General features: G+C 61.5%; 18 protein-coding genes. 5 read left to right on the top strand and 13 right to left on the bottom strand.

What is annotated here, in order from left to right:
- Positions 1 to 65: 65 nt before the first annotated feature.
- From ENGE1_RS10370 to ENGE1_RS10360, 3 genes are read right to left on the bottom strand one after another with little or no spacing between them, the layout of a single operon-like run.
- Positions 66 to 1,934 carry an amidohydrolase gene (locus ENGE1_RS10370; protein ID WP_048253705.1) on the bottom strand — a complete coding sequence of 623 codons (1,869 nt, stop codon included), beginning with the start codon at positions 1,932 to 1,934 and terminating at the stop codon, positions 66 to 68.
- Between the two features lie 23 nt (positions 1,935 to 1,957).
- Positions 1,958 to 2,503 (bottom strand): antibiotic biosynthesis monooxygenase, encoded by a 546-nt coding sequence (locus tag ENGE1_RS10365; RefSeq protein ID WP_048253706.1) that lies wholly within the window; start codon positions 2,501 to 2,503, stop codon positions 1,958 to 1,960.
- A gap of 47 nt (positions 2,504 to 2,550) precedes the next feature.
- Positions 2,551 to 3,192: a hydrolase gene (locus tag ENGE1_RS10360; RefSeq protein WP_043085696.1), complete on the bottom strand. Its 642-nt coding sequence runs from the start codon at positions 3,190 to 3,192 to the stop codon at positions 2,551 to 2,553.
- A gap of 256 nt (positions 3,193 to 3,448) precedes the next feature.
- Here ENGE1_RS10360 and ENGE1_RS10355 point away from each other — a divergent pair, with 256 nt between their 5' ends.
- Entirely contained in the window at positions 3,449 to 4,351 is a 903-nt protein-coding gene (locus tag ENGE1_RS10355; protein ID WP_048253764.1) for a LysR substrate-binding domain-containing protein, read from the top strand.
- On the opposite strand, the gene malZ is transcribed toward ENGE1_RS10355, so the two are convergent.
- Positions 4,348 to 6,165: a maltodextrin glucosidase gene (gene malZ / locus ENGE1_RS10350; protein WP_048253707.1), complete on the bottom strand. Its 1,818-nt coding sequence runs from the start codon at positions 6,163 to 6,165 to the stop codon at positions 4,348 to 4,350. The two genes, ENGE1_RS10355 and malZ, sit on opposite strands and share 4 nt — an antisense overlap.
- Before the next feature lie 361 nt (positions 6,166 to 6,526).
- Between malZ and ENGE1_RS10345 the strand changes: the two genes are divergently transcribed.
- Entirely contained in the window at positions 6,527 to 7,657 is a 1,131-nt protein-coding gene (locus ENGE1_RS10345; RefSeq protein WP_043085699.1) for a porin, read from the top strand.
- Positions 7,658 to 7,661: 4 nt separating this feature from the next.
- Here the strand turns inward: ENGE1_RS10345 and proY are convergent, their stop codons facing one another.
- The 4 genes from proY to phoB form a co-directional block, all read right to left on the bottom strand.
- Positions 7,662 to 9,038, bottom strand: coding sequence for a proline-specific permease ProY (proY, locus tag ENGE1_RS10340; RefSeq protein WP_043085700.1), 1,377 nt, complete (start codon positions 9,036 to 9,038; stop codon positions 7,662 to 7,664).
- A gap of 82 nt (positions 9,039 to 9,120) precedes the next feature.
- A complete protein-coding gene (gene brnQ, locus ENGE1_RS10335; protein ID WP_043085701.1) occupies positions 9,121 to 10,440 on the bottom strand; it encodes a branched-chain amino acid transporter carrier protein BrnQ in 1,320 nt (439 codons plus the stop codon).
- A gap of 415 nt (positions 10,441 to 10,855) precedes the next feature.
- Positions 10,856 to 12,133, bottom strand: a complete 1,278-nt coding sequence (phoR, locus tag ENGE1_RS10330) for a phosphate regulon sensor histidine kinase PhoR (RefSeq protein ID WP_048253708.1) — start codon at positions 12,131 to 12,133, stop codon at positions 10,856 to 10,858.
- Between the two features lie 22 nt (positions 12,134 to 12,155).
- A complete protein-coding gene (gene phoB, locus ENGE1_RS10325; RefSeq protein ID WP_043085703.1) occupies positions 12,156 to 12,845 on the bottom strand; it encodes a phosphate response regulator transcription factor PhoB in 690 nt (229 codons plus the stop codon).
- Positions 12,846 to 13,027: 182 nt separating this feature from the next.
- Between phoB and sbcD the strand changes: the two genes are divergently transcribed.
- Together sbcD and sbcC are read left to right on the top strand one after the other, a co-directional pair.
- On the top strand, positions 13,028 to 14,230 hold the full coding sequence (gene sbcD / locus ENGE1_RS10320; protein WP_048253709.1) for an exonuclease subunit SbcD: 1,203 nt from the start codon (positions 13,028 to 13,030) through the stop codon (positions 14,228 to 14,230).
- Positions 14,227 to 17,370: an exonuclease subunit SbcC gene (gene sbcC / locus ENGE1_RS10315; protein WP_048253710.1), complete on the top strand. Its 3,144-nt coding sequence runs from the start codon at positions 14,227 to 14,229 to the stop codon at positions 17,368 to 17,370. Before sbcD ends, sbcC begins: the two co-directional genes overlap by 4 nt.
- Positions 17,371 to 17,764: 394 nt before the next feature.
- On the opposite strand, the gene mak is transcribed toward sbcC, so the two are convergent.
- Positions 17,765 to 18,670 carry a fructokinase gene (gene mak, locus ENGE1_RS10310; protein ID WP_048253711.1) on the bottom strand — a complete coding sequence of 302 codons (906 nt, stop codon included), beginning with the start codon at positions 18,668 to 18,670 and terminating at the stop codon, positions 17,765 to 17,767.
- Positions 18,671 to 18,764: 94 nt separating this feature from the next.
- On the opposite strand from mak, the gene rdgC reads away from it, so the two are divergent.
- Positions 18,765 to 19,676: a recombination-associated protein RdgC gene (gene rdgC, locus ENGE1_RS10305; protein ID WP_048253766.1), complete on the top strand. Its 912-nt coding sequence runs from the start codon at positions 18,765 to 18,767 to the stop codon at positions 19,674 to 19,676.
- A gap of 39 nt (positions 19,677 to 19,715) precedes the next feature.
- Here the strand turns inward: rdgC and ppnP are convergent, their stop codons facing one another.
- The 4 genes from ppnP to aroL form a co-directional block, all read right to left on the bottom strand.
- The gene (gene ppnP, locus ENGE1_RS10300; RefSeq protein WP_043085708.1) at positions 19,716 to 20,000 is read right to left on the bottom strand and encodes a pyrimidine/purine nucleoside phosphorylase; all 285 of its coding nucleotides are present in this window, start codon (positions 19,998 to 20,000) and stop codon (positions 19,716 to 19,718) included.
- Positions 20,001 to 20,078: 78 nt separating this feature from the next.
- Entirely contained in the window at positions 20,079 to 20,756 is a 678-nt protein-coding gene (locus tag ENGE1_RS10295; protein WP_048253713.1) for an AroM family protein, read from the bottom strand.
- A gap of 183 nt (positions 20,757 to 20,939) precedes the next feature.
- On the bottom strand, positions 20,940 to 21,131 hold the full coding sequence (locus ENGE1_RS10290) for a YaiA family protein (protein WP_045288238.1): 192 nt from the start codon (positions 21,129 to 21,131) through the stop codon (positions 20,940 to 20,942).
- 31 nt (positions 21,132 to 21,162) lie between these two features.
- On the bottom strand, positions 21,163 to 21,729 hold the full coding sequence (gene aroL, locus ENGE1_RS10285) for a shikimate kinase AroL (protein WP_043085714.1): 567 nt from the start codon (positions 21,727 to 21,729) through the stop codon (positions 21,163 to 21,165).
- Positions 21,730 to 21,830: the final 101 nt, after the last annotated feature.

The following is a 21,830-nucleotide window of genomic DNA, read 5'->3' as shown; positions in this document are numbered from 1 at the left end:
ACGCGGCGTGCCAAAGTAGATGAAAATCCTATGGTTTAAATTTCAACCATAGGATTAACCCGGCATCAGAAGGCGAAGCAGGAGCAGCCCAGCACGCCCCAGAAGGCCTGTTCGTCGGAGACGGGAATCGACGATTTGCGCGCAATATCATGCTGATGACCGTGCACGCCGCAGCTGCCGCAGCACTGGTGCATCTGCACCATCGCACCGACTTTCGCTGCGGCCGGCGGCGCTGCGCGGTAGTGGCCGGGCACCTTCACCACCGGAGACCAGTCCGGCAGCACGGGGATCGCCGGCGGGGCGAAAGGCGTGAAGTGTCCGGCCGCGTAGACCACTTTGCCGTCAACCACCGTCAGCACCGACTCAATGCCCTTGATCTCCTCTTCCGCCACGCGGAAGTAGTCTTTCGACAGTACGACCAGGTCAGCGAGCTGTCCGGCGGCCAGGCGGCCTTTCTTGCCCTGCTCGCTGGAGAACCAGGCGCTGCCCGCCGTCCACAGCTCCAGGGCGACATCGCGCGGCAGGCGGTTGCTGTCGTCATACATCGCCATACCGCCCACGGTGCGCCCGGAAACCAGCCAGTAGAGCGCGGTCCACGGGTTGTAGCTGGCGACGCGGGTGGCGTCGGTGCCCAGCCCTACCGGAAGCTCCATCTCCAGCATTTTCGCCACCGGCGGCGTGTGCTTGACGGCCTCTTTGCCGTAGCGGTCAACAAAGTATTCTCCCTGAAACGCCATCCGGTGCTGCACCGCGATCCCGCCGCCCAGCGCCTTGACGCGCTCAATGTTGCGCTCGGTGATGGTCTCCGCGTGGTCAAAGAACCAGTGCAGGCCGTTAAAGGGAATATCGCGGTTCACCTTCTCGAAGACGTCCAGCATCCGGCTAATTGATTCATTGTAGGTGGCGTGCAGGCGGAACGGCCAGCGGTGCTCCACCAGGTGGCGCACGACGCGCTCCAGCTCATCCTCCATGCCTTCCGGCAGGTCCGGGCGCGGCTGCAGAAAATCTTCAAAGTCCGCCGCCGAGAAGACCAGCATCTCTCCGGCGCCGTTGGCGCGGTAGAAGTCGGTACCCTGCCCCGGCTTGAGCATGTCGGTCCAGCGCTCGAAATCCTCCAGCTCGTGGGCCGGGCGCTGGGTAAAGAGGTTATAGGCGATGCGCACGGTCATCTGGCCGCTGGCGTGCAGCCTCTCCACCACTTCGTAGTCGTCGGGATAGTTCTGGAAGCCGCCGCCCGCGTCGATAGCGCTGGTCAGCCCCAGGCGATTGAGCTCGCGCATAAACTGCCGGGTCGAGTTGACCTGCATCTCCAGGGGCAGCTTCGGCCCTTTCGCCAGAGTAGCGTAGAGGATCATGGCGTTAGGTTTGGCGATCAGCATCCCGGTCGGGTTGCCGAACTTGTCGCGAACGATCTCGCCGCCGGCGGGATCGGGGGTCTCTTTGGTATAACCTACCGCCTTCAGCGCCGCGCGGTTCAGCAGGGCGCGATCGTAGAGGTGCAGAACAAACACCGGCGTATCCGGCGCCGCCTCGTTCAGCTCCTCAACGGTCGGCATTCTGCGCTCGGCGAACTGAAACTCGCTCCAGCCGCCCACCACCCGCACCCACTGCGGCGACGGCGTGCGGTCGGCCTGGGCCTTCAGCATTCTCAGGGCATCGGCCAGGGAGGGCACGCCCTCCCAGCGCAGTTCGAGGTTGTAGTTCAGGCCGCCGCGGATCAGGTGCAGGTGGGAGTCGTTGAGTCCCGGGATGACCGTGTGCCCTTTTAAATCAATAATCTGCGTACCTTCAGCGGCGTAGCGCATAACGTCATCGTGACTGCCCGCAGCCAGGATCTTACCGTCGGCAACGGCAACGGCCTGGGCGAGCGGATTTTGCTTATCCAGCGTGTGAATATCACCGTGGGTCAGGATCAGTGTGGCATGTTGAGACATAGGAACTCCTCGACAGGAGAGGGTCAGGCTTTTTTCAGCCAGCCCGCGAAAATTTGGGTAACTATTGGCATCCAGAGCCAGACCACCAGCGCTACCACGCAGGCATCATTGATCAGATGCAGCAGCAGGCTTCCCTTCAGCATCGGCAGCAGCGCGCCCGTGACCGCCGGGACAAGGTTGGTGCTGGGAAAGATAACCATCAGCGTTATCAGAAACTGCTTCCAGCGCGCGGGCTGGCGAACGTGCGGCTCCGCAGGCGTGAACCAGAAGGCGGACTCCGTGTGGACCTCGGTTCTGTCACCTTCGCTGAGCAGCGGCGTGATTTCCACCATCAGCTGCTTGCGGACCTCAGACTGCATCCAGCCGTACAGATGCTCCAGGGAATCAAAGCGAATAATCACATTCCAGTTGCCCTGGCCGTGAACCGGGCGGATGACGCTGGCGCCGAGATGACCCGGAGAGGCCGCAGCAACCGGCATGATCCTGCTAAGCCAGGCCTCGTAAATATCACCGTCCTCAGGCCTGAGCACGTGGGAAATCACCAGCGTTACATGTTTTTGCTGCGCCATCTCAGGGGCTCCTTGGGGCGGCGTCGGGGGGACGACGCCGCCGGGGGTTATGCTTTGCGCGCAGGGGCACCGTGAACCATAGTATAGGCGTAGTCCACGCCAATGCCGTATGCGCCGCTGTGCTCGCGCACCAGATCCATCACCGCGTCATAGGTTTCTTTGCGGGCCCAGTCGCGCTGGTACTCCAGCAGCACCTGCTGCCAGGTCACCGGCACCGCACCCGCCTGCACCATGCGCTCAACGGCGCGCTCGTGGGCATCTGCCGACGTGCCGCCGGAGGTATCCGTTACCACATACACCTCAAAACCTTCGTCGAGGGCCATCAGCGCCGGGAAAGTCAGGCAGACTTCGGTCCACAACGCGGAGATGATCAGTTTCTTACGCCCGGTCGCTTTCACGGCCTTGACGAAGGCCGCATCTTCCCAGGAGTTCATCGAGGTGCGTTCAATCGGCGTAACGTCCGGATGCACGGCCAGCAGCTCGGGCCAGATGTAGCCGCTGAAGCTCCTGGTTTCCACGGAGGTATAGATCACCGGCACCGAGAAAATTTTGCCCGCTTTCGCCAGGGCGACGGTGTTGTTTTTCAACGTCTGACGATCGATGTTCGCCACGCCGAATGCCATTTGCGGCTGATGATCGATAAAAATGAGCGCTGAGTTGGAGGGGTCAAGCAGTTCGCGGATAGCCATATCGCACCTTCAGGGTTGGTTAAATAAGCAGCAACGTGCTGCCATTGATGGCCCGCATAGTGAAGGGAGATATCCGTTAAAGATAGGCGGTTATTTCTAATAACTCATTTAAGAAATTTACCTTCAGAAATGCTTACCGATCGCGGTGAAATAAGTCAGTCAAAATCTTGCACCGTGGCGTTCTAATTATTTCGCTGTTCGCCGTCGGTGCCTTTCGGTACAACGTACGCACACAACTCAACGGGGTATTATGCCTGTGCGATTAAATCTTGAAGCGCTCCAGATCCTCGATGCGCTGGAAAAACACGGATCCTTTGCGACCGCAGCAGCATCGCTTTTTAAAACACCCGCGGCGCTGAGCTATATGATCCAGAAGCTGGAGAGCGATCTGAATATCGTCATTCTCGACCGCTCCGGGCATCGGGCAAAATTTACCGAAACCGGGCGCATGGTGCTGAAAAAGGGGCGGCTGCTGCTGAGCGCCGCCCGGGACCTGGAAAAGCAGGCCGAGCAGGTCCAGGCGGGCTGGGAAAAAGAGCTGACCATCGTGCTGGATGCCGCCTTTCCTTTCGAAACGCTGCTGCCCGCCGTCGGCCGGTTCCACGAACTCAATACCCCTACCCGGCTCAACTTCAGCCACCATACGCTGGCGGGCGCCTGGGAGGCGCTGACCCACTGCGGCGCCGATATTGTCCTGGGCGCCATTGATACCCCGCCAACCTCGGCGGCGTGGTCCTATAAAATGCTGGGAACCCTGGACAATATCTTTGTGGTGGCGCCCGGGCATCCGCTGGCGGCCGCGCAGGGGCCGCTGAGCAATGAGCAGATCTGCCGGCACCGCGGCGTGGTCATTAAAGACAGCGCCCGCAGCTGTCCGCCCATCAACAGCAACCTGCTGGAAGAACAGCCGCAGATGGTGGTCGATAACTTTCACGCCAAGGTCGCCCTGCTGCGCGCCGGGCTGGCCTGCGGCTTTCTGCCGCGCCACATTGCCCGGCAGTGGCTCAGCCGCGGCGAGCTGGTAGAAAAAGCCGTCTCGTCATGCCGCGAGAAAGATGTTGCCTACATGGCCTGGCGCGATAATCACGAGGGCCTGGCGCTGCGCTGGTGGCGCGAAGCGCTGCTCAGCAGCCACGCCTCCTGCGACCTCTACCGCTAGCGGCCAAACCACACGGACGCAGAAACGCCGGGCAGTGTCAGGACGTTATCCTGCAGCGTCGCGCTCCCCACTTTCCGCGTCCAGCGCGCCACATTCAGCAGCACCGTATCCTCCAGCACCGCTTCGCAGGCCTCGCTGCGGTTGATGGCCACCAGCACGCGCTGCTGCCCCAGCCCCCGCACAAAGACCACTACGTTATCTTCGGCGTAGATAACCTGACAGCCGCCGCGCCTCAGGGCCTGGCTGCGCTTGCGCAGCGCCGCCATCTGCCGGTACAGCGCGAGGAGCGCCCTATCCTGCAGCTCTTCGCGCCACGGAAAGGGCTTGCGGCAGAAGGGATCGTTGGCGCCGTCGAGTCCCACTTCGTCGCCATAATAAATGCAGGGCACGCCCGGCCAGCAGAACAGCCACACCACCGCCAGAGGCAGCCGGGCAACGTCTTTGCCCAGCAGGGTTTTAAAGCGCGCGGTGTCGTGGCTGTCGAGCTGGTTAAACATCCTCAGCTGCTGCTGGTGGGAGAGCCCGGCGCGGTAGTTGTCCATCCACGCCGCGCAGGTTTGCGCATCAATGCGCTGCGGATCGTATGAAATATCGGTATTGGCGAGGAAGCCCCACAGCGGGAAGGTAAAGCCGCGATAGTTCATCGCCGCATCCTCCGCGTCCGCCTGCAGCCACTGGCGGGCGTCGCCGAAGTGCTCACCGAGGATATAGGCCTCCGGCTGCGTCTCCTTCGCCGCGCGGGTCATGCCGCCCACGTGCTGTAAATTGTTCTTCGCCCCGCCCTCCTCGCCGAGCATGTGCACCACGTCCAGCCGCCAGCCGTCCATGCTCCACGGCGCCTTCAGCCAGTGGCGCACGATGCTCTGCTCGCCGCGGTAGATCTCGTCCACCAGCGCACCGGCGCGGAAGTCGAGCTTCGGCAGGCTGGCATAGCCGAGCCAGTCCAGCGCCTGCCCCTCGGGCGAGAAGCTGTACCACGTCCGCCAGCGGGAGTCCGGATTATGGCAGGCGCCGCCCTCTCCGCGCCGGTGCCTGTCGAACCAGGCGTGGGAGTCGCCGCTGTGGTTGAACACCCCGTCGAGGATCAGGCGCATGTCCAGCTGCCGGGTGGCCTGGCGCAGGCGCAGCAGCGCGGCGTCGCCGCCGAACTGCGGATCGACGCGGCGGTAGTCTTCGGTGTCGTACTTGTGCACGCTGGGGGCGACGAATACCGGATTGAGGTACAGCGCGGTGACGCCGAGCTTTTTGAGATACGGCAGTTTCTCACAGATGCCGTCGAGATCGCCGCCGTAAAAGGTCGAACCGCCCGCCTCGGCGGTCAGCGGTTCGTCCCAGCCTTTGCGCACGATATCGCGACCGGCGGCGTGATGGTGGTAAATACTGTCCTGCTCCGGCGCGCGGCGGGCGCTGCGGGCAAAGCGGTCGGGAAAGATCTGGTAAAAGATCTGGTCCGCCACCCACGCGGGCCCGCCGTCGGGGGCATCGACCGCGAACTGCTCCAGTCGGGCGGGCGGAAAGTCGCAGAGGCCCTGAGGCGTAAACCAGCGCTGGCGGTCCTGCCACAGCAGCTTAAAGGCATAGCGGCGGCGCGGCTGGCCGCCGTCCAGAGCGATCTCCGCCCGCCAGGCCCGGACGCCCGGCGCAGGCGCGGCCCGCAGGCGGCGCATCGCCAGGGAGATCTCTTCGTTATCCCGCTCCGCCCGCAGCGTCACGCGCGCAGGCGGCGCCTCGCTCTTTACCCACAGCGTAATGATGAGATTGTCATCCTGCTGCCTGACGAATGGCGCAGCCGGAAGGTGCCAGACTTTCAACATGGTAATGCTCCCCCGCAAAGTTTCCGTCACCATGCCACAGCGCGCCCGGGGATGGCTCATCATTTTTCACCGCCAAGGGGGAGGAGCCAGGGGGAGGAGCGGACTTGTTTAATATGATTATTTTATGTTCATATTTAGACAAAAAGGAATATCCTATGAAATATGTTGATATACAAATATTTACATTTAATTATTTAATAAAAACGCTAATTAACATTACTCTCGGGATATCAAGCCTGCAGCCATATATTCGACAGGTATTGCTTTTAAGCACTTTAATTATTACTTTTTATCAGATTGAACACACTTATTAAAAAACCATAAAAAACAATAGCAAAACACATACATCACGAGGGAAACAATGCGATACGCTTATTTAGCGGCAATCGGCAGCGGATTATTTTCCGCTATCGCCCCAGGCCTGGCTCACGCCGAAATAACCATTCTCGATAAAGACAAACAGGGTGACAGACTGTTAGCACCGCTTAGCGTCAGCGTCGGTGGCAGTATTCGTCCGGAGTGGATCTGGACCAACGGCCCTAATCCAAATAAGTCCGACAGCCGCGGCCACGACGGTGGAACGCGCTTTCGTTTTAATACCGATTATGCGCTCAGCGACCGGACGTCGATTATTGCCCAGTACGAGTGGGGCGTCGATATCGCCCACGCCCTGGGGATGCGCGGCAACTATGTGCCCGGCAGCGACCGGGACCGCCAGCGCAAGCTGTGGGCGGGGATTAAGGATGCGCGCTACGGCACCCTGACCTACGGCCACCAGTACGGGGTCTACTATTCGGTTGTCGGGATCAAGAGCGACGTCTGGGATAACGACGGCCACGCGGGGGCTACGGCTATCGGCTTCAACGGCGACTACGACGGCGCCAACCGGCCGAAGAACAGCATCATGTATAAGAATACCTTCGGGCCGGTGACGCTGTACGCCAACTACCTGCTGCCGGAGGACGATGCCCACGACGGCAGCGGCTACGACTACCGCCGCAACCACGGAGCGGGTATCGGCTTTGACTACGCCATCACGCCAACGCTGGTGTGGGGCGCCGCCTTCAGCAATACCGAAGCGACCATCAAGCGCGATCCCGAGCAGAAAAAGTCGCAGCAGCAGGTGTCGGGCACGGCGCTGACCTGGCAGCCGGGCAACTGGTATCTGAACAGTACCGCCAGCTACTATAAGGACTTCGTGCCCTCAACCCGGGAACGCAGCGTGGATCGCTATTTTGCCGGCAGCGGCTACGGCCTGGAGGCCTTCGGCGGCTATACCTTCAATATTGATAAGCCGTTCCTGAAGGCCATTCAGCCCTACGTGGCGGCGGATACGCTGCGCCTGAAAAGCGACGAGAACTACCAGGTTAACCACGTTTATCTCGGCGCCGGGACGACGATCACTAAGCGCCTGTCGGTCTACATCGAGCGGACAATTGCCTCCAGCGAAGAGGCCGACAGCACCTGGATGACCTTCTTCTACGACTTCTGAGTCTCTACCGGCCGGTCTGCGCGCGCAGGCCGGCCCGCCTTCCCTTCACCCACCAGCCGATCAGCAGCAGGGCTATCCACGCAAAGCCGACGTACAGCGAGATGCGGGTCTCCGGATGCCAGCCGATAAGCGCAATGATAAAGACCAGGAACAACAGGCCCACGGTGGTGGTCGCCACGCCGCCCGGCACTTTAAACTTCAGCGCCTTCGCCTCTTCCGGCGGCAGACGGCGGCGGAAGGCTATCTGCGACAGCAGGATCATGATCCACACCCAGACGGTGGCGAAGGTCGCCAGCGAGGCGATCACCAGGAAGACGTTTTCCGGCATGATGTAGTTGAGATAAACGGCAAACAGCAGCGCCACGGTCATCACCACCACGGTAACCCACGGAATGCCCCGCTTCGAGGTTCTGGCGAAGATCTTCGGCGCGCTCCCCTGCTCCGCCATGCCGTGCAGCATCCGGCCAACGCCGAACACGTCGGAGTTAATGGCGGACAGCGAGGCGGTCAGCACCACGAAGTTGAGGATGCTGGCGGCAAAGGTAATGCCCAGATGCTGGAAGGTCAGCACGAACGGGCTGCCGGCGGTGCCCACCTGGTTCCACGGGTAGATAGACATGATCACAAACAGCGTGCCGACGTAGAACACCAGGATACGCATCGGCACCGAATTGATGGCGCGCGGAATGGACTTCTCCGGATCCTTTGCCTCGCCGGCGGTGATGCCGATAATTTCAATGCCGCCGTAGGCGAACATCACCATCTGCAGCGACATGACCATCCCCAGCCAGCCGTGGCTGAAGAAGCCGCCGTTGCTCCACAGGTTATGAATTCCCGTCGGCTCTCCGCCGTTGCCGATGCCCCAGATAATGATGCCGAAACCGGCGACGATCATAATGATGATGGTGGCTACTTTAAAGAACGAGAACCAGAACTCCAGCTCTCCGAACACCTTGACGCTCATCAGGTTAATGGCGCAGATGAGCAGCACCACACTCAGCACCCAGATCCAGTGCGGCACGGTCGGAAACCAGACGCCCATGTAAATGCCGAAGGCGGTGACGTCGGCGATGGCGACAATCAGGATCTCAAAGCAGTAGGTCCAGCCGGTAATGTAGCCCGCCAGCGGCCCGAGGTTCTCCTGGGCATAGCGCGAAAAGGAGCTGGCGGAGGGGTTGTGCACCGACATCTCGCCCAGCGCGCGCATGATGATATAGGCGACGGCGCCGCCGATGATGTAGGCCAGCAGCACGCTCGGGCCGGCCATTTTGATGGCGTCTGCCGAGCCATAAAAAAGGCCCGTGCCGATGGCCGACCCCAGCGCCATAAAGCGAATGTGGCGGGCGCTCAGGCCACGCTTCAGCTTATTTGTCGTTTCCATTAATTAACATCTTTCCCGTGCCATACAAAAAACAAAACCACGGGGCCCAGCGGCCCCGTGGTTAAAAACCTGTTCGCGTCGATTAATGCGCGTTAGAGGTGACCTGACGGCCCGCCGCGCGATCCCAGACGACCGCCAGCACGGTGGCAATGACGGTTGGCATCAGCCAGGCCAGACCCTGCTCCGCAAGCGGCAGGTGGGTGCTCCAGGCCGGAAGTATACCAGCGAAGGCCGAGGCTTTAATACCGTCCAGCAGGCCAAATACCAGGCTGATGAACATCGCCGGGGCGATAATCCGCGACGAGTTGTGCCACCAGCCGCGGGTAAAGCTCAGCAGCACCAGCACGATACACGGCGGATAGATAGCGGTCAGCACCGGGATCGACACCTGAATCAGATGGCTCAGACCGAGGTTGGAGACCACCATCGAGAACAGGCCGAGGATAAAGACCAGCGTGCGATAGGAGAGCGGCAGGTACTGGGAGAAGAACTCGGCGCAGGCGGTGGTCAGGCCCACGGCGGTCACCATGCAGGCGATAAAGATCAGCGCCGCCAGCATAAAGCTGCCCGCACCGCCGAAGGTGTGCTGGACGTAGGCGTGGAGGATCGCCGCACCGTTAGCGCTCTGCTCAATCAGCGAACCGCTGTCGGAGCCGAGGCGGAACAGCGCCAGGTAAAGCAGCGTCAGGCCGACGCCCGCCATCAGTCCGGCCCACACGGTATAGCGGGTCAGCAGACGCGCTTCGGTCACGCCGCGGGAGCGGGCGGCGTTGACGATAACGATGCCGAATACCATCGCGCCGAGGGTATCCATCGTCAGGTAACCGTTGACGAAGCCGTTGGAGAACGGCGCGGTCCGGTAGGCCTCAAGCGCATTGCTGAGCGTGCCGGCAGGCCACATGATGGCCGCCACCGACAGCACGGTCAGGGCCAGAATTTTCAGCGGCGCAAGGAAGTTGCCGACGGTATCCAGCAGCTTGCCTGGGTAGAGCGAGACGAGGATAACCAGCGCAAAGTAGACCAGGCTGTAGATAAACAGCGGCAGCGGGCCCTCGCCGGTCAGCGGCGCAATGCCCATTTCAAAAGAGACGGTCGCGGTACGCGGGGTAGCGAACAGCGGCCCCACGGCCAGGTAGCACACCACCGCCAGCAGAAGACCGGCCACTTTGCCAATCGGCGTGCTCAGGCTATCCACGCCGCCGCCGACTTTCGCCAGCGCGACGACCGTCAGCACCGGCAGACCGACTGCGGTGATAAGAAAGCCGACCGCCGCCGTCCAGACGTGCTCACCGGCCTGCAGGCCAACCATGGGAGGGAATATGATGTTACCGGCGCCAACGAACAGCGCAAAGGTCATAAAGCCCAGAGCGATGATGTCGCGAGATTTCAACTGATGGGTCATAAACGCTTTACTGCCTGTGGATGTGGTGTTGAAAACAAAACGTCGCGTAGCGCATTGTAAAATCGGGCTATCGCTTGCGTACTTATGAAGCAGGAAATGCTTCGTTTGTTTGCGTGCAAAGAATTGTTATTGGGTTTGTCACGCATATGCAGATTTTATGTGGCTGCATGGGGGGCAATTTAAACGCTTATAACGTTTCAAAGCAACAAGGGATCGTAAAACCAGAGGAATATTCTGGTAATCAGTTTTGCTCAGGAGTTATCAACCGGCCATTAGAAAAATGAATGGATAATAATGCGAACAAAAAAGCATCAGACGTTGGATTGTTATTCGGCCGCACATTGACATTAGCGCCCAAAAACCCGCCAGAGCGGGCTGTTGTCAAGCTGGCATTACAGCCGGCGGCCAAACGCGCCTAACCGGCAAGCAAACGTTCCGGCAGCAGAAAGCTAAAGCGCGTGTGCCCCGGCTCGCTGCTTATCTCCAGGCGGCTATCGTGGTGGCTGACGGCGTGCTTGACGATAGCCAGCCCCAGCCCGCTGCCGCCGGTCTGCCGCGATCGCGCTTTGTCCACGCGATAGAAGCGTTCTGTGAGGCGCGGAATGTGCTGCGGCGCAATCCCCGGCCCGTCGTCCTCGACGCTGAACAGCGCTCCGCCGGGGGCGCGCTGCCAGCGCACCGTAATGGCGGTTCCTTCCGGCGTGTGGTTGACTGCGTTGTACACCAGATTGGACACCGCGCTGCGCAGCTGCTCTTCGCTGCCGAAGACCTTTAATCCCTGCTCCACCTCAAAGTGCAGCGGCTGCCGGCCGCGGCTCAGGGCCAGCGCCTCCTGCTCAACGACCCGCAGCATCAGCGGCACATCCACCGTCTCGCGCAGCGGCCCCTGCGGCGAAGCCTCGATCCGCGACAGCGTCAGCAGCTGATTGACCAGGCTCTCCATGCGCTGGGTCTGCTCGCGCATGGTGTGCAGCGCCTTCTCCTGGGCGCTGCCCTCCAGCTGATCCATCATCTCCATATAGCCCTTCAGCACCGTCAGCGGCGTGCGCAGCTCGTGGCTGACGTTAGCAAAAAAGCTGCGCCGCGCCCCCTCAAGCTGGTGCATCTGGGTCACGTCGCGGGCCACCATCAGCAGCTGCTTTTTGCTGTAGGGCATCACCCGCAGTTCAAGATGGCGACCGCTGTTGAGCACCAGGTTGAGCGGGCGGCTGAAGTCGCGGACGCTAAGATAGTGGGAAAATTCGGGATAGCGCAGCAGGTTGAGGATATTCTGCCCGTTATCGTCCGGCCAGCGCAGGTTCAGCAGCTGCTGGGCCAGGCCGTTGCACCAGAAAATCGCCCCCTCTTCGGTAATAAGCACCACCGCGTCCGGCAGCGACTCCGCGCCGCTGCGAAAGCGCTTAATGAGGTTGCCCAGCTCTTTGCGGCGCTTTTTATTGCGCATCTGCATCTGGTGCAGGCCGTAAAGCAGCGGCTCCCAGCTGCCGCGGCCGGGCGGCGGCGTCATACTGCGGTCAACCCACAGCCACCAGGAGAGGCGCAGTAAATTCCAGAAGTGCCAGGCCAGCAGCCCGGTCACGGCGGCCAGTAAAAACCACGGCAGCCGGCCAAAGATAAGCCCGAGGATCAGGGCCGGAATACAGCAGAGGATCAGCTCAAAAACCAGTCTTTTCCACGACAGCCGTTCAAGCACGCGGTGATACTCCAGTCAGTTGTCAGAAGCGGGCCGAAAAACGGTAGCCCGTACCGCGCACGGTTTGCACCATCCGGTCATGCCCGCTGTGCTCCAGCGCCTTGCGCAGGCGACGGATATGCACATCTACCGTCCGGTCCTCGACGTAGACGTTGGTGCCCCAGACGTTGTTCAGCAGCTGCTCCCGGCTGTAGACCCGCTCCGGGTGGGTCATAAAGAAGTGCAGCAGCTTAAACTCCGTCGGTCCCATATCCAGCGGCGCTTCGCCGGTCATCACCCGGTGTGAAGAGGGATCGAGGCTCAGCCCCTGCATCTCTATCACCTCCTCCACCGCCATCGGCGAGATGCGGCGCATCACGGCCTTAATGCGCGCCACCAGCTCTTTTGGCGAGAAGGGTTTGGTAATGTAGTCGTCCGCGCCGGTCTCCAGACCGCGCACCCGGTCTTCCTCTTCGCCGCGCGCCGTCAGCATCACCACCGGAATATCGCGGGTCAGCGCTTCGCGCTTGAGATGCTTGATAAACTGCAGTCCCGAACCGCCGGGCAGCATCCAGTCGAGCAGGATAAGCTCGGGCCAGGGCTCGTTGAGCTGATTCACGGCGCTGTCATAATCTTCCGCCTCAATCGGCTGAAAGCCATTTTGCTCCAGAACAAAGCACACCATTTCGCGAATGGGTGCTTCATCCTCTACCACCAGAATGCGTCTCGCCATGCGTAGTCCCGTTAAACTGTTACCCAAAGATGAGGCGTCGCCATTATGCGTCAGTTTTATGACAAATTTATGAAAAAACTGACGCTTTGTTGCACTGCCGTAACGCGGTAAAAATCCGGCCATCGCCCTGTTATCTTTAAGCGTTTATACTGGTCGCCTTCTTTTACCGCCGCGGAAATCCTATGCGCATTCTCCACACCTCCGACTGGCACCTCGGCCAGAACTTTTACAGCAAGAGCCGGGCCGCCGAACATGAAGCCTTTCTCGACTGGCTGCTGGCAACGGCGGACGCGCAGCGGGTCGATGCCATCATTGTGGCGGGTGACATTTTCGATACCGGCGCGCCGCCGAGCTACGCCCGCGAGCTGTACAACCGTTTTGTTGTCAAATTACAGCAAACCGGCTGTCATCTGGTAGTGCTGGCGGGCAACCACGACTCGGTGGCAACCCTGAATGAGTCCCGCGATATTCTGGCGTTTCTTAACACCACCGTGGTGGCGGGCAGCGGCGCGCAGCCCTGCGAGCTGAAGCAGCGCGACGGCGCGCCCGGCGCCATTTTCTGTCCGGTGCCCTTCCTGCGCCCGCGCGACGTTACGGTCAGCCAGGCGGGCGCCTCGGCGGGCGAGAAGCAGCAAACGCTGCTGCAGGCCATTACCGATTACTATCAGCAGCAGTACCGGCAGGCTCTGACCCTGCGCGGCGAGCGGGCGCTGCCGATTATTGCCAGCGGCCACCTCACTACCGTCGGCGCCAGCAAAAGCGACGCGGTGCGCGATATCTATATTGGCACGCTCGACGCGTTCCCGGCGCAAAATTTTCCCCCGGCGGACTATATCGCCCTCGGCCACATCCACCGGGCGCAGAAAGTCGGCGGCAGCGAGCATATCCGCTACTGCGGATCGCCGATTGCGCTCAGCTTTGATGAGACCGGCAGGGAGAAGATCGTCAATCTGGTGACCTTTGCCGACGGAAAGTTACAGGAGGTGACGCCGCTGGCTGTGCCGGTAACCCGGCCGCTGGCGGTGCTCAAGGGCAACTTTGCCGCCATCAGCGAACAGCTGGCGCAGTGGCGGGATGCCCCGGCCGACCCCGTTACCTGGCTCGATATCGAAATAACCAGCGACGAGTACCTGCACGATATCCAGCGTAAAATTCAGACCCTGACCGAAGACCTCCCCGTCGAGGTGCTGCTGGTGCGCCGCAGCCGCGAACAGAGGCAGCGCATCATGGCCAGCAGCCGGCGGGAAACCCTCAGCGAACTAAAAGTGGAAGAGGTATTTGCGCGCCGGCTGGCGCTGGAGACGCTCGAAGAGCCGCATCAGCAGCGGCTCAGGCAGCTATTTAATCAAGCCATTCAGGCGCTGGCCGAGGAGAAGCCGTCGTGAAAATTCTGAGCCTGCGCTTAAAAAACCTTAACTCGCTGAAGGGCGAGTGGAAAATTGACTTCACCGCCGAGCCGTTCGCCAGCAGCGGGCTGTTCGCTATTACCGGTCCTACGGGGGCGGGCAAAACCACCCTGCTCGACGCCATCTGTCTCGCCCTGTACCACGAAACACCGCGCCTGAGCACCCTTTCGCAGTCGCAGAACGATCTGATGACCCGCGACACCGCCGAGTGCCTGGCGGAGGTGGAGTTTGAAGTCAGGGGCGTGGCCTACCGTGCCTTCTGGAGCCAGAATCGCGCCCGCAACCAGCCGGACGGCAATCTGCAGGCGCCGCGCGTGGAGCTGGCCCGCTGCGAGGATGGCAAAATCCTCGCCGAGAAGGTGAAGGATAAGCTGGAGCTGACGGCCTCCCTCACCGGGCTGGACTACGGCCGCTTTACGCGATCCATGCTGCTGTCGCAGGGGCAATTTGCCGCCTTCCTCAACGCCAAGCCGAAAGAGCGCGCCGAACTGCTGGAGGAGCTCACCGGCACTGAAATTTACGGCCACATCTCGGCGATGGTGTTTGAAAAACATAAAGAGGCCAAAGCCGCCCTCGACGCGCTGCAGGCGCAGGCCTCCGGCGTGCTGCTGCTCGACGACGCCCAGCAGCAGGCGCTGCGCGAGCGTTTGCAGGCGCTCACTGACGAAGAGAAGCGGCTGCTTGAGGAGCAAGCACAAGCGCAGGCCTGGCAGCAGTGGCTGCAGCAGGATGGCGAAAAATCTGCCGCCCAGACCCGGGCGCACAGCGCGCAGGCCGCGGCGCGGCAGGCGCTTACCGACTCCGGACCAACGCTGGCGGCGCTGGCGCTGGCCGCGCCCGCCGACAGGCTGCGCCCGCTGTGGCTGCGCCTGCAGGACCAGACGGCGACGCTGGCGCAAACCGACGCGCAGGTAGAAAAAGTAAATACTCGCTTACGCCAGCAGCTGGCCCTGCGCGACCGGGTGCGCCTCAGCGCCCTGGCGGAACATCGGCGGCTCACCGCCGGACAGCAGCAGATTGACAGCTGGCTGGCGGCGCATCCGCACTACCGGCAGTGGCAGCAGGAGCTGGCGGGCTGGCGGGCACTGTTCACCCAGCAGCGCCGGGACCGGTCGCAGCTCGATAACCTCGGCAAACGCCGCGCCACCCTCGCGGCCGAGCTGGCGGCGCTGCCCGCCACCGGTCTCTCGCTCGATGCCGCGGCGGTGGCGCAGGCCATCGAACAGCACGACGCCCGCCGCCCGCTGCGCCAGCAGCTTAACCAACTGCAGGGCCGCTTTCAGCCGCTGCGCGCCAGGCGAAACCAGCTGCAGACGCTGGCGGTCAGCCGCCAGCGGGAGCTTGCGGAAAGCGAGGCGTCGCTTGCCGCTCTGCGGCTGCGCTATAAGGAGAAGCAGCAGCAATTTACCGACGTCAGCACGCTGTGCGAGCAGGAGAAGATCATTGCCGGCCTGAGCGCCGAGCGCGACCGCCTGCAGCCCGGCGCACCCTGCCCGCTGTGCGGCGCCACGGAGCATCCTGCGGTAGCGGCCTATCAGGCGCTGAAGCCGGGAGCCAACGAGGCCCGCCGCGAGGCGCTGAAAAAAGAGGTCGAACAGCTGGCCGAATCCGGCGCCGCCCTGCGCGGCCAGCGGGAGGCGCTGAACCGGCAGCACCAGACCGAACAGAGCGAGCTCGCAGGCCTGTCTGCGCAGGAGCAAGCGCTCACCCTCGACTGGCAGCGCGTTGCGCAAAGCCTGCAGATAAACCTGACGCCGGACGATGACATCAGCGGCTGGCTCGACGAGCAGGAAAACATCGGACAGCGGCTGTGGCAGCACGGCCAGCGGCTCGGCCTGGAGGCGCAGACAGCGGCGCTGGACGCCGAAGTAAAAACGCTGGAGCAGGAGCTTGCCGACCGCCAGCGGACGCTGGCCGACGCGCTGGCGTCTCTGGGCCTGACCGCCCCGGCGCCGGACGAAGAGCAGGCGTGGCTCAGGCAGCGCGAAACCGAAAGTCAACAGTGGCAGGCGCACAGCGACGAACAGCTGCAGGTGCAGCAGCAGCTTGCCCGACTGCAGCCGCTGCTGGATACCCTGCCGGAAGCGTCGCCCGACGCCGATCCCGGCCCGGCGCCGCTTGAGGGCTGGCAGCCGCTGCACGACGAGTGCGTGTCACTGCAAAGCCAGTGGCAGACCCTGGCTCATCAGCAGGCCCGGGAGCGCGAGCGCCTCGACGCGGCCGGGCGGGCGTTCAGCGACGGCCTGAGCGCCAGCGAGTTCAGCACCCGGGAAGCATTTCTCGCCGCCCTGCTGGACGACGATACCCGCCGCCGGCTCGAGGCGCTGAAGCAGGAACTGGAAAATCAGTGCCAGCAGCAGCAGGCCCTGGCCGCTCAGGCCGACGCCGCGCTGGCGCAGCATCGCGAAAACAGGCCCGGCGCGCTTGCGCCGACGGCTGAACTTAGCGCTATCGCAGAGCAGCTGGCGTCGATCACCCGCCGCCTGCGCGACGGCAGCGCCGCCCAGGGCGAAATCCACCAGCAGCTCAGGCAGGACGGCGAAAACCGCCTGCGCCAGCAGGCGCTCGCGGCGCAGATAGCGCGCGCCGCGCAGACCCTGGAGGACTGGAGCTGGCTCAACGGGCTGATCGGCTCGAAAGAGGGCGACAAGTTCCGCAAGTTCGCCCAGGGGCTGACGCTGGATAATCTGGTGTGGTTGGCGAACGAGCAGCTCTCGCGCCTGCACGGCCGCTATCTGCTGCAGCGCAAGGCCAGCGAAGCGCTCGAGCTGGAGGTGGTCGATACCTGGCAGGCCGACGCGGTGCGCGATACCCGCACCCTCTCCGGCGGCGAGAGCTTCCTCGTCAGCCTCGCGCTGGCGCTGGCGCTGTCGGACCTGGTGAGCCACCGCACGCGCATTGACTCCCTGTTCCTCGACGAGGGCTTCGGCACGCTGGACAGCGAAACGCTGGACACCGCCCTGGATGCGCTGGACGCGCTTAACGCCAGCGGCAAAATCATCGGCGTCATCAGCCACGTGGAGGCGATGAAAGAGCGTATTCCGGTGCAGATCCGGGTGCGCAAAATCAACGGCCTGGGCTACAGCAGGCTGGATAAAGGGTTTGCGGTGACAGGTTAACGTCAGTGGAAAATGCCCGGCGGCGCTTCGCTTGCCGGGCCTACGTTATCTCTATCTATTCGCACAATATCCATACACTCTGAGGGTGTTAACGTCCGGCTAAAAATCGCCTCAGATTCTGACGTCTGGCCGGGGCAGCCCGCAGGGATGCGGGCTGAGGGCGCGACTTACAGGGATGTTGCATCGCGCCCGTACCCGAAAGCCAGACGTCAGAATCTGAGGTTCCGCGCAGCGGCGATTTTTGTTGCCGGGAGCCGAGATTGTTAAGAGGGCGGCGGCGAGCCCTCTTAACACGTTCACCGCAGAAAGCCCAACAGAGGAGCAGAGTGCTACGAGTGAACGGAACCATTCCACGATCCCCGGCAGAATAGGATTGAAGACGTGCAATAAACGACTACATCGGCCACAGCCACGCCGCGCCCCTGACGCCGCTGGAGTCGCCGTGCACCGCCTTGCGCACCGGCGTTGCGCACTCGCCGCCGAACACAAATTGTTTGATCAGCGGCGGCACCGTTTTGTACAGCCGGTCGACGTTGCTCATCCCGCCGCCGAGGACGATGACCTCCGGGTCGAGAATATTGATGACGTGGGCCAGCGACTTGGCCAGCCGCAGTTCGTAGCGCGTCAGCGCCAGTCCGGCGAGCGGATCCTGCTCGTCGGCGAGGCGGATAATTTCGCTGCCCTCCCGCGCCTGGCCGCTGAGGCGCTGATAGTCAGTGGCAAAACCGGTCCCGGAGATAAAGGTTTCAATGCAGCCCTGCCTGCCGCAGTAGCACGGCACCTCTTCCCGATAGCGCAGTTCGTCTTCATCCATCCACGGCAGCGGGTTGTGTCCCCACTCGCCCGCGGTAGCGTTACCGCCGATGTGCGCCCGGCCGCCCAGCGCCACGCCCGCGCCGCAGCCGGTGCCAATAATCACCGCAAAGACCGTCTGCGCCCCTGCCGCCGCGCCGTCCACCGCCTCAGAGACCGCCAGGCAGTTGGCGTCGTTAGCGATCCGCACCTCGCGATCCAGCCGCCGGCTGAGGTCTTTATCAAACGGCTGGCCGTTAAGCCAGGTTGAGTTAGCGTTCTTTACCCGCCCACTGAGCGGCGAAATGGCGCCGGGAATGCCGACGCCGACGCTGCCGCGCTGTCCGGTCTCTTTCTCTGCCGCCTCGACCAGCCGGGCAATCACCTCAATCGTTTGCCGGTAGTCGTCGCGCGGCGTCGGTAGCCGATGACGATAAAGCGCTTCCCCCCGGCCACTGAGCGCAATGACCTCCGTTTTTGTCCCACCCAAATCGATACCTATTCGCACGCGCGCCTCTTTTATTCCGGATTAGAAATGCAAGCCCAGGGACAATTCGCTATTATGCCCGCCTGGATTTAACGACAATGCCGTGGAAATTATCATGCTGTGGTTCAAAAATTTAATGGTTTATCGTCTTAGCCGCGATATCGCCCTGCGCGCGGACGAGATGGAAAAACAGTTAGCCGGACTGGCATTCACGCCCTGCGGCAGTCAGGATATGGCAAAAACCGGCTGGGTGCCGCCTATGGGCTCGCACAGCGACGCGTTCACCCACGAAGCGAACGGGCAGATCATCATCTGCGCCCGCAAAGAGGAGAAGATCCTGCCGTCGCCGGTGGTGAAGCAGGCGCTGGAAGCCAAAATTCAGAAGCTTGAAGCCGATCAGGGCCGCAAATTAAAGAAAACCGAAAAAGACGCCCTGAAGGATGAGGTGCTCCACTCCCTGCTGCCGCGCGCCTTCAGCCGCTTCAGCCAGACCATGCTGTGGATTGATACCGTCAATGGCCTGATCATGGTCGACAGCGCCAGCGCCAAGAAGTCAGAAGATATTCTCGCCCTGCTGCGTAAAACCCTCGGCTCGCTGCCGGTGGTGCCGCTGGCGCTGGAGAATCCTATCGAGCTGACGCTCACCGAATGGGTGCGCTCCGGCACCGTGGCCCAGGGCTTTCAGCTGCTCGATGAGGCAGAGCTGAAGGCTCTCCTGGAAGACGGCGGCGTGATCCGCGCCAAAAAGCAGGATCTGGTCAGCGACGAGATCGCCGTGCACATCGAAGCGGGCAAAGTGGTGACCAAGCTTGCCCTCGACTGGCAGCAGCGTATTCAGTTTGTGATGTGCGATGACGCCTCTATCAAGCGCCTGAAGTTCAGCGACGAGCTGCGGGATCAGAATGAAGATATTGAGCGGGAAAATGTCGATCAGCGCTTTGACGCCGACTTTATCCTGATGACCGGCGAGCTGGCGGCGCTGGTCGCGGCGCTGGTTGAAGGGCTGGGCGGAGAGGCCCAGCGCTAAGTCACAACAGCCTTCCCGCCGCGGCGGGAAGGCTAAAAATCACAGGTAGCGGCACAGATAGGCGCTGGGCTCCGCCACCTGCAGATGAAACTCGCTGTGACCCGGGACGTTAAAGGCCTGACCCGGGGTAAATGTCCGCCATTCAACCTCGCCCGGCAGCAGCACGCGCAGCGCGCCGCTGACGACGGTCATCTCTTCCGGCTGCGCCGTCCCGAACGTGTACTCCCCTTCTGCCATCACGCCAACGCTGGCGCGACCTGTACTGCTGCTCTCATAACCGATGGACTTCACTTTCCCGTCAAAATATTCGTTGCTTTGAAGCATAACTGGCCCTTATTGGTTTCATTGTTGTGTTGCAATCCAATATAGGGGGGACGGTCACAGCCTGTCACGTAAAAATACTCACATCAGCAGCTCGACCGTCAGCCTCGCCAGCAGCGCGTTGGACAACAGCACCGGTACGCCCAGCGCCTTTTGCAGCAACTGGAGGTGGTGCAGATGAAAACCCTGGCTGTCGAGCATCAGGACATCGGCGCCATCATCCAGCAGCTGCCGGGCGGCAGAGATCAGCTCATCATCGCTGACGTCCAGGGGATTCGCCAGCGCGTAGCACGGCGGCGTTGGCAGCTTAAGCCAGTTATTGCGCTGGGTATTCAGTAATTCAGGAACGGGAACAATAACCCCCATCTGGTGACCGTGAACAATAGAGGAGACCAGCGGCGGGATCACCCGCTGCGGCTCCAGCAAAACCGCGTTGCGCGCAGTAAGTCCGTTCAGCGGTGCTGAGCTCATCAGCAGGATAACGTCGAATCCCTGGTTATCAAGCACTTCAATAACCGCCTGGATATCGCGCTCAATTTTAGCCTTCGAAACCTCAATGAGCTGGTTATCGTTAAGCAGGGCTATGATGCGCTCTTCACCACTTGTCGGGGTATACTCTTCTTCAACATCTTCGCGGCTTAATTTTCCGAGTAAATTCACGTAGGTAATCTGATCTTCCCTGATGTGCTCAGTTAACAGGGGCAATATCTCCCCCAGAGAAACCACGCCGATGGTAAGAATGGCCAGCGTCGTACTCATCATGTTTACCTTGTTATAACTTCTGAAATATCACGCAGGCTTGGCGCCGCCCCCCATTGGCTAAAATTCAACCTTGTAAAAGCTTAGCAGCCTCATGACCATTTGGTTTGTAAATATTACGGCGCCAGGCCGCTTTCAAGGGGGAGCGCGGACGTATCGTCAGTGGATAAAAAGTCCCGGCAGTCAGGACTTGCCGGGGTCCTCGTAACGCTTCTGCGCATCCAGCGCTTCTTCACGGGTGGGGTGTTCACTAATAAGAGAGTCCGGTTTCGGATGATCGGCCCGCAACTCGTACCAGGTCACCGGCTTCCCGGCATCACCCTTTTCGACTGCAACAACGCGGGATTCACGCGGGTAAGGGGGTTTATTCGGCATAGCGCCTCCTTTAATAGAAACAGCACCTTAATTATAGGCGCTGTCCGACCGGCGCTGATTTTTTAGGAGTTGTGGAAATCGCCCCCGGCAGCGCAATTGCCAGAATTTGCGCGACCACGGCGTCGGGGTCGCGGGCGGCGTCCACCGCGAAATGCGCGGCCTCGCGGTAAAGGGCTTCGCGCTGGGCCAGCACTTCACGCACCTCTTCGTCAATGGGCTTTCCGGTCAGGGTCGGACGCTGATCCTCTTCCGGCGAGACCTCAAGCCGGCGGGCAAGAACAGAAACCGGCGCCTGAAGGTAAAACACGCTGCCGCTGGCGCGCATGAAGGCGCGATTTTCAGCGGCAAGGATCGCTCCGCCGCCGGTAGCAATTATCGACGCTGGCCGGGTCACCGCGCGCAGCGTCTCGGCCTCCAGCGCCCGGAAAGCGTCCCAGCCCTCAAGCGCAACGATATCCGCAATACTCTTTCCCGCGCGCTCCTGCAGCATCCGATCGCTATCAACAAAGGCAAAACCGCACGCCAGCGCCAGCTTTTGACCCACCGTTGTTTTACCGCAGCCACGGGCGCCAATGAGAAAAATGGGCTCTGTGCTCACCTGAACATCCTCTTTCTACTGCGGCATAGCCGAGCGTATGGTTGAGTGCGTAGCAATAGCATGCGCAGCGCATACTGACTGTACATTAAACATTACAACTT

It is taken from the genome of Pluralibacter gergoviae ATCC 33028 = NBRC 105706, assembly GCF_001598855.1.
GTDB classification, from domain to species: domain Bacteria; phylum Pseudomonadota; class Gammaproteobacteria; order Enterobacterales; family Enterobacteriaceae; genus Pluralibacter; species Pluralibacter gergoviae.
The sequence above is the reverse complement of the archived record's forward strand: the minus strand, read 5'-3'. Positions and strand labels throughout refer to the sequence as shown.

Excerpts from the sequence above, each read along its gene's own strand:
- ENGE1_RS10370 (WP_048253705.1), bottom strand. The coding sequence starts at position 1,934 with ATGTCTCAACATGCCACACTGATCCTGACCCACGGTGATATTCACACG.
- ENGE1_RS10365 (WP_048253706.1), bottom strand. The coding sequence starts at position 2,503 with ATGGCGCAGCAAAAACATGTAACGCTGGTGATTTCCCACGTGCTCAGG.
- ENGE1_RS10360 (WP_043085696.1), bottom strand. The coding sequence starts at position 3,192 with ATGGCTATCCGCGAACTGCTTGACCCCTCCAACTCAGCGCTCATTTTT.
- malZ (WP_048253707.1), bottom strand. The coding sequence starts at position 6,165 with ATGTTGAAAGTCTGGCACCTTCCGGCTGCGCCATTCGTCAGGCAGCAG.
- ENGE1_RS10345 (WP_043085699.1), top strand. The coding sequence starts at position 6,527 with ATGCGATACGCTTATTTAGCGGCAATCGGCAGCGGATTATTTTCCGCT.
- proY (WP_043085700.1), bottom strand. The coding sequence starts at position 9,038 with ATGGAAACGACAAATAAGCTGAAGCGTGGCCTGAGCGCCCGCCACATT.
- brnQ (WP_043085701.1), bottom strand. The coding sequence starts at position 10,440 with ATGACCCATCAGTTGAAATCTCGCGACATCATCGCTCTGGGCTTTATG.
- phoB (WP_043085703.1), bottom strand. The coding sequence starts at position 12,845 with ATGGCGAGACGCATTCTGGTGGTAGAGGATGAAGCACCCATTCGCGAA.
- sbcD (WP_048253709.1), top strand. The coding sequence starts at position 13,028 with ATGCGCATTCTCCACACCTCCGACTGGCACCTCGGCCAGAACTTTTAC.
- rdgC (WP_048253766.1), top strand. The coding sequence starts at position 18,765 with ATGCTGTGGTTCAAAAATTTAATGGTTTATCGTCTTAGCCGCGATATC.
- ppnP (WP_043085708.1), bottom strand. The coding sequence starts at position 20,000 with ATGCTTCAAAGCAACGAATATTTTGACGGGAAAGTGAAGTCCATCGGT.
- ENGE1_RS10295 (WP_048253713.1), bottom strand. The coding sequence starts at position 20,756 with ATGAGTACGACGCTGGCCATTCTTACCATCGGCGTGGTTTCTCTGGGG.
- ENGE1_RS10290 (WP_045288238.1), bottom strand. The coding sequence starts at position 21,131 with ATGCCGAATAAACCCCCTTACCCGCGTGAATCCCGCGTTGTTGCAGTC.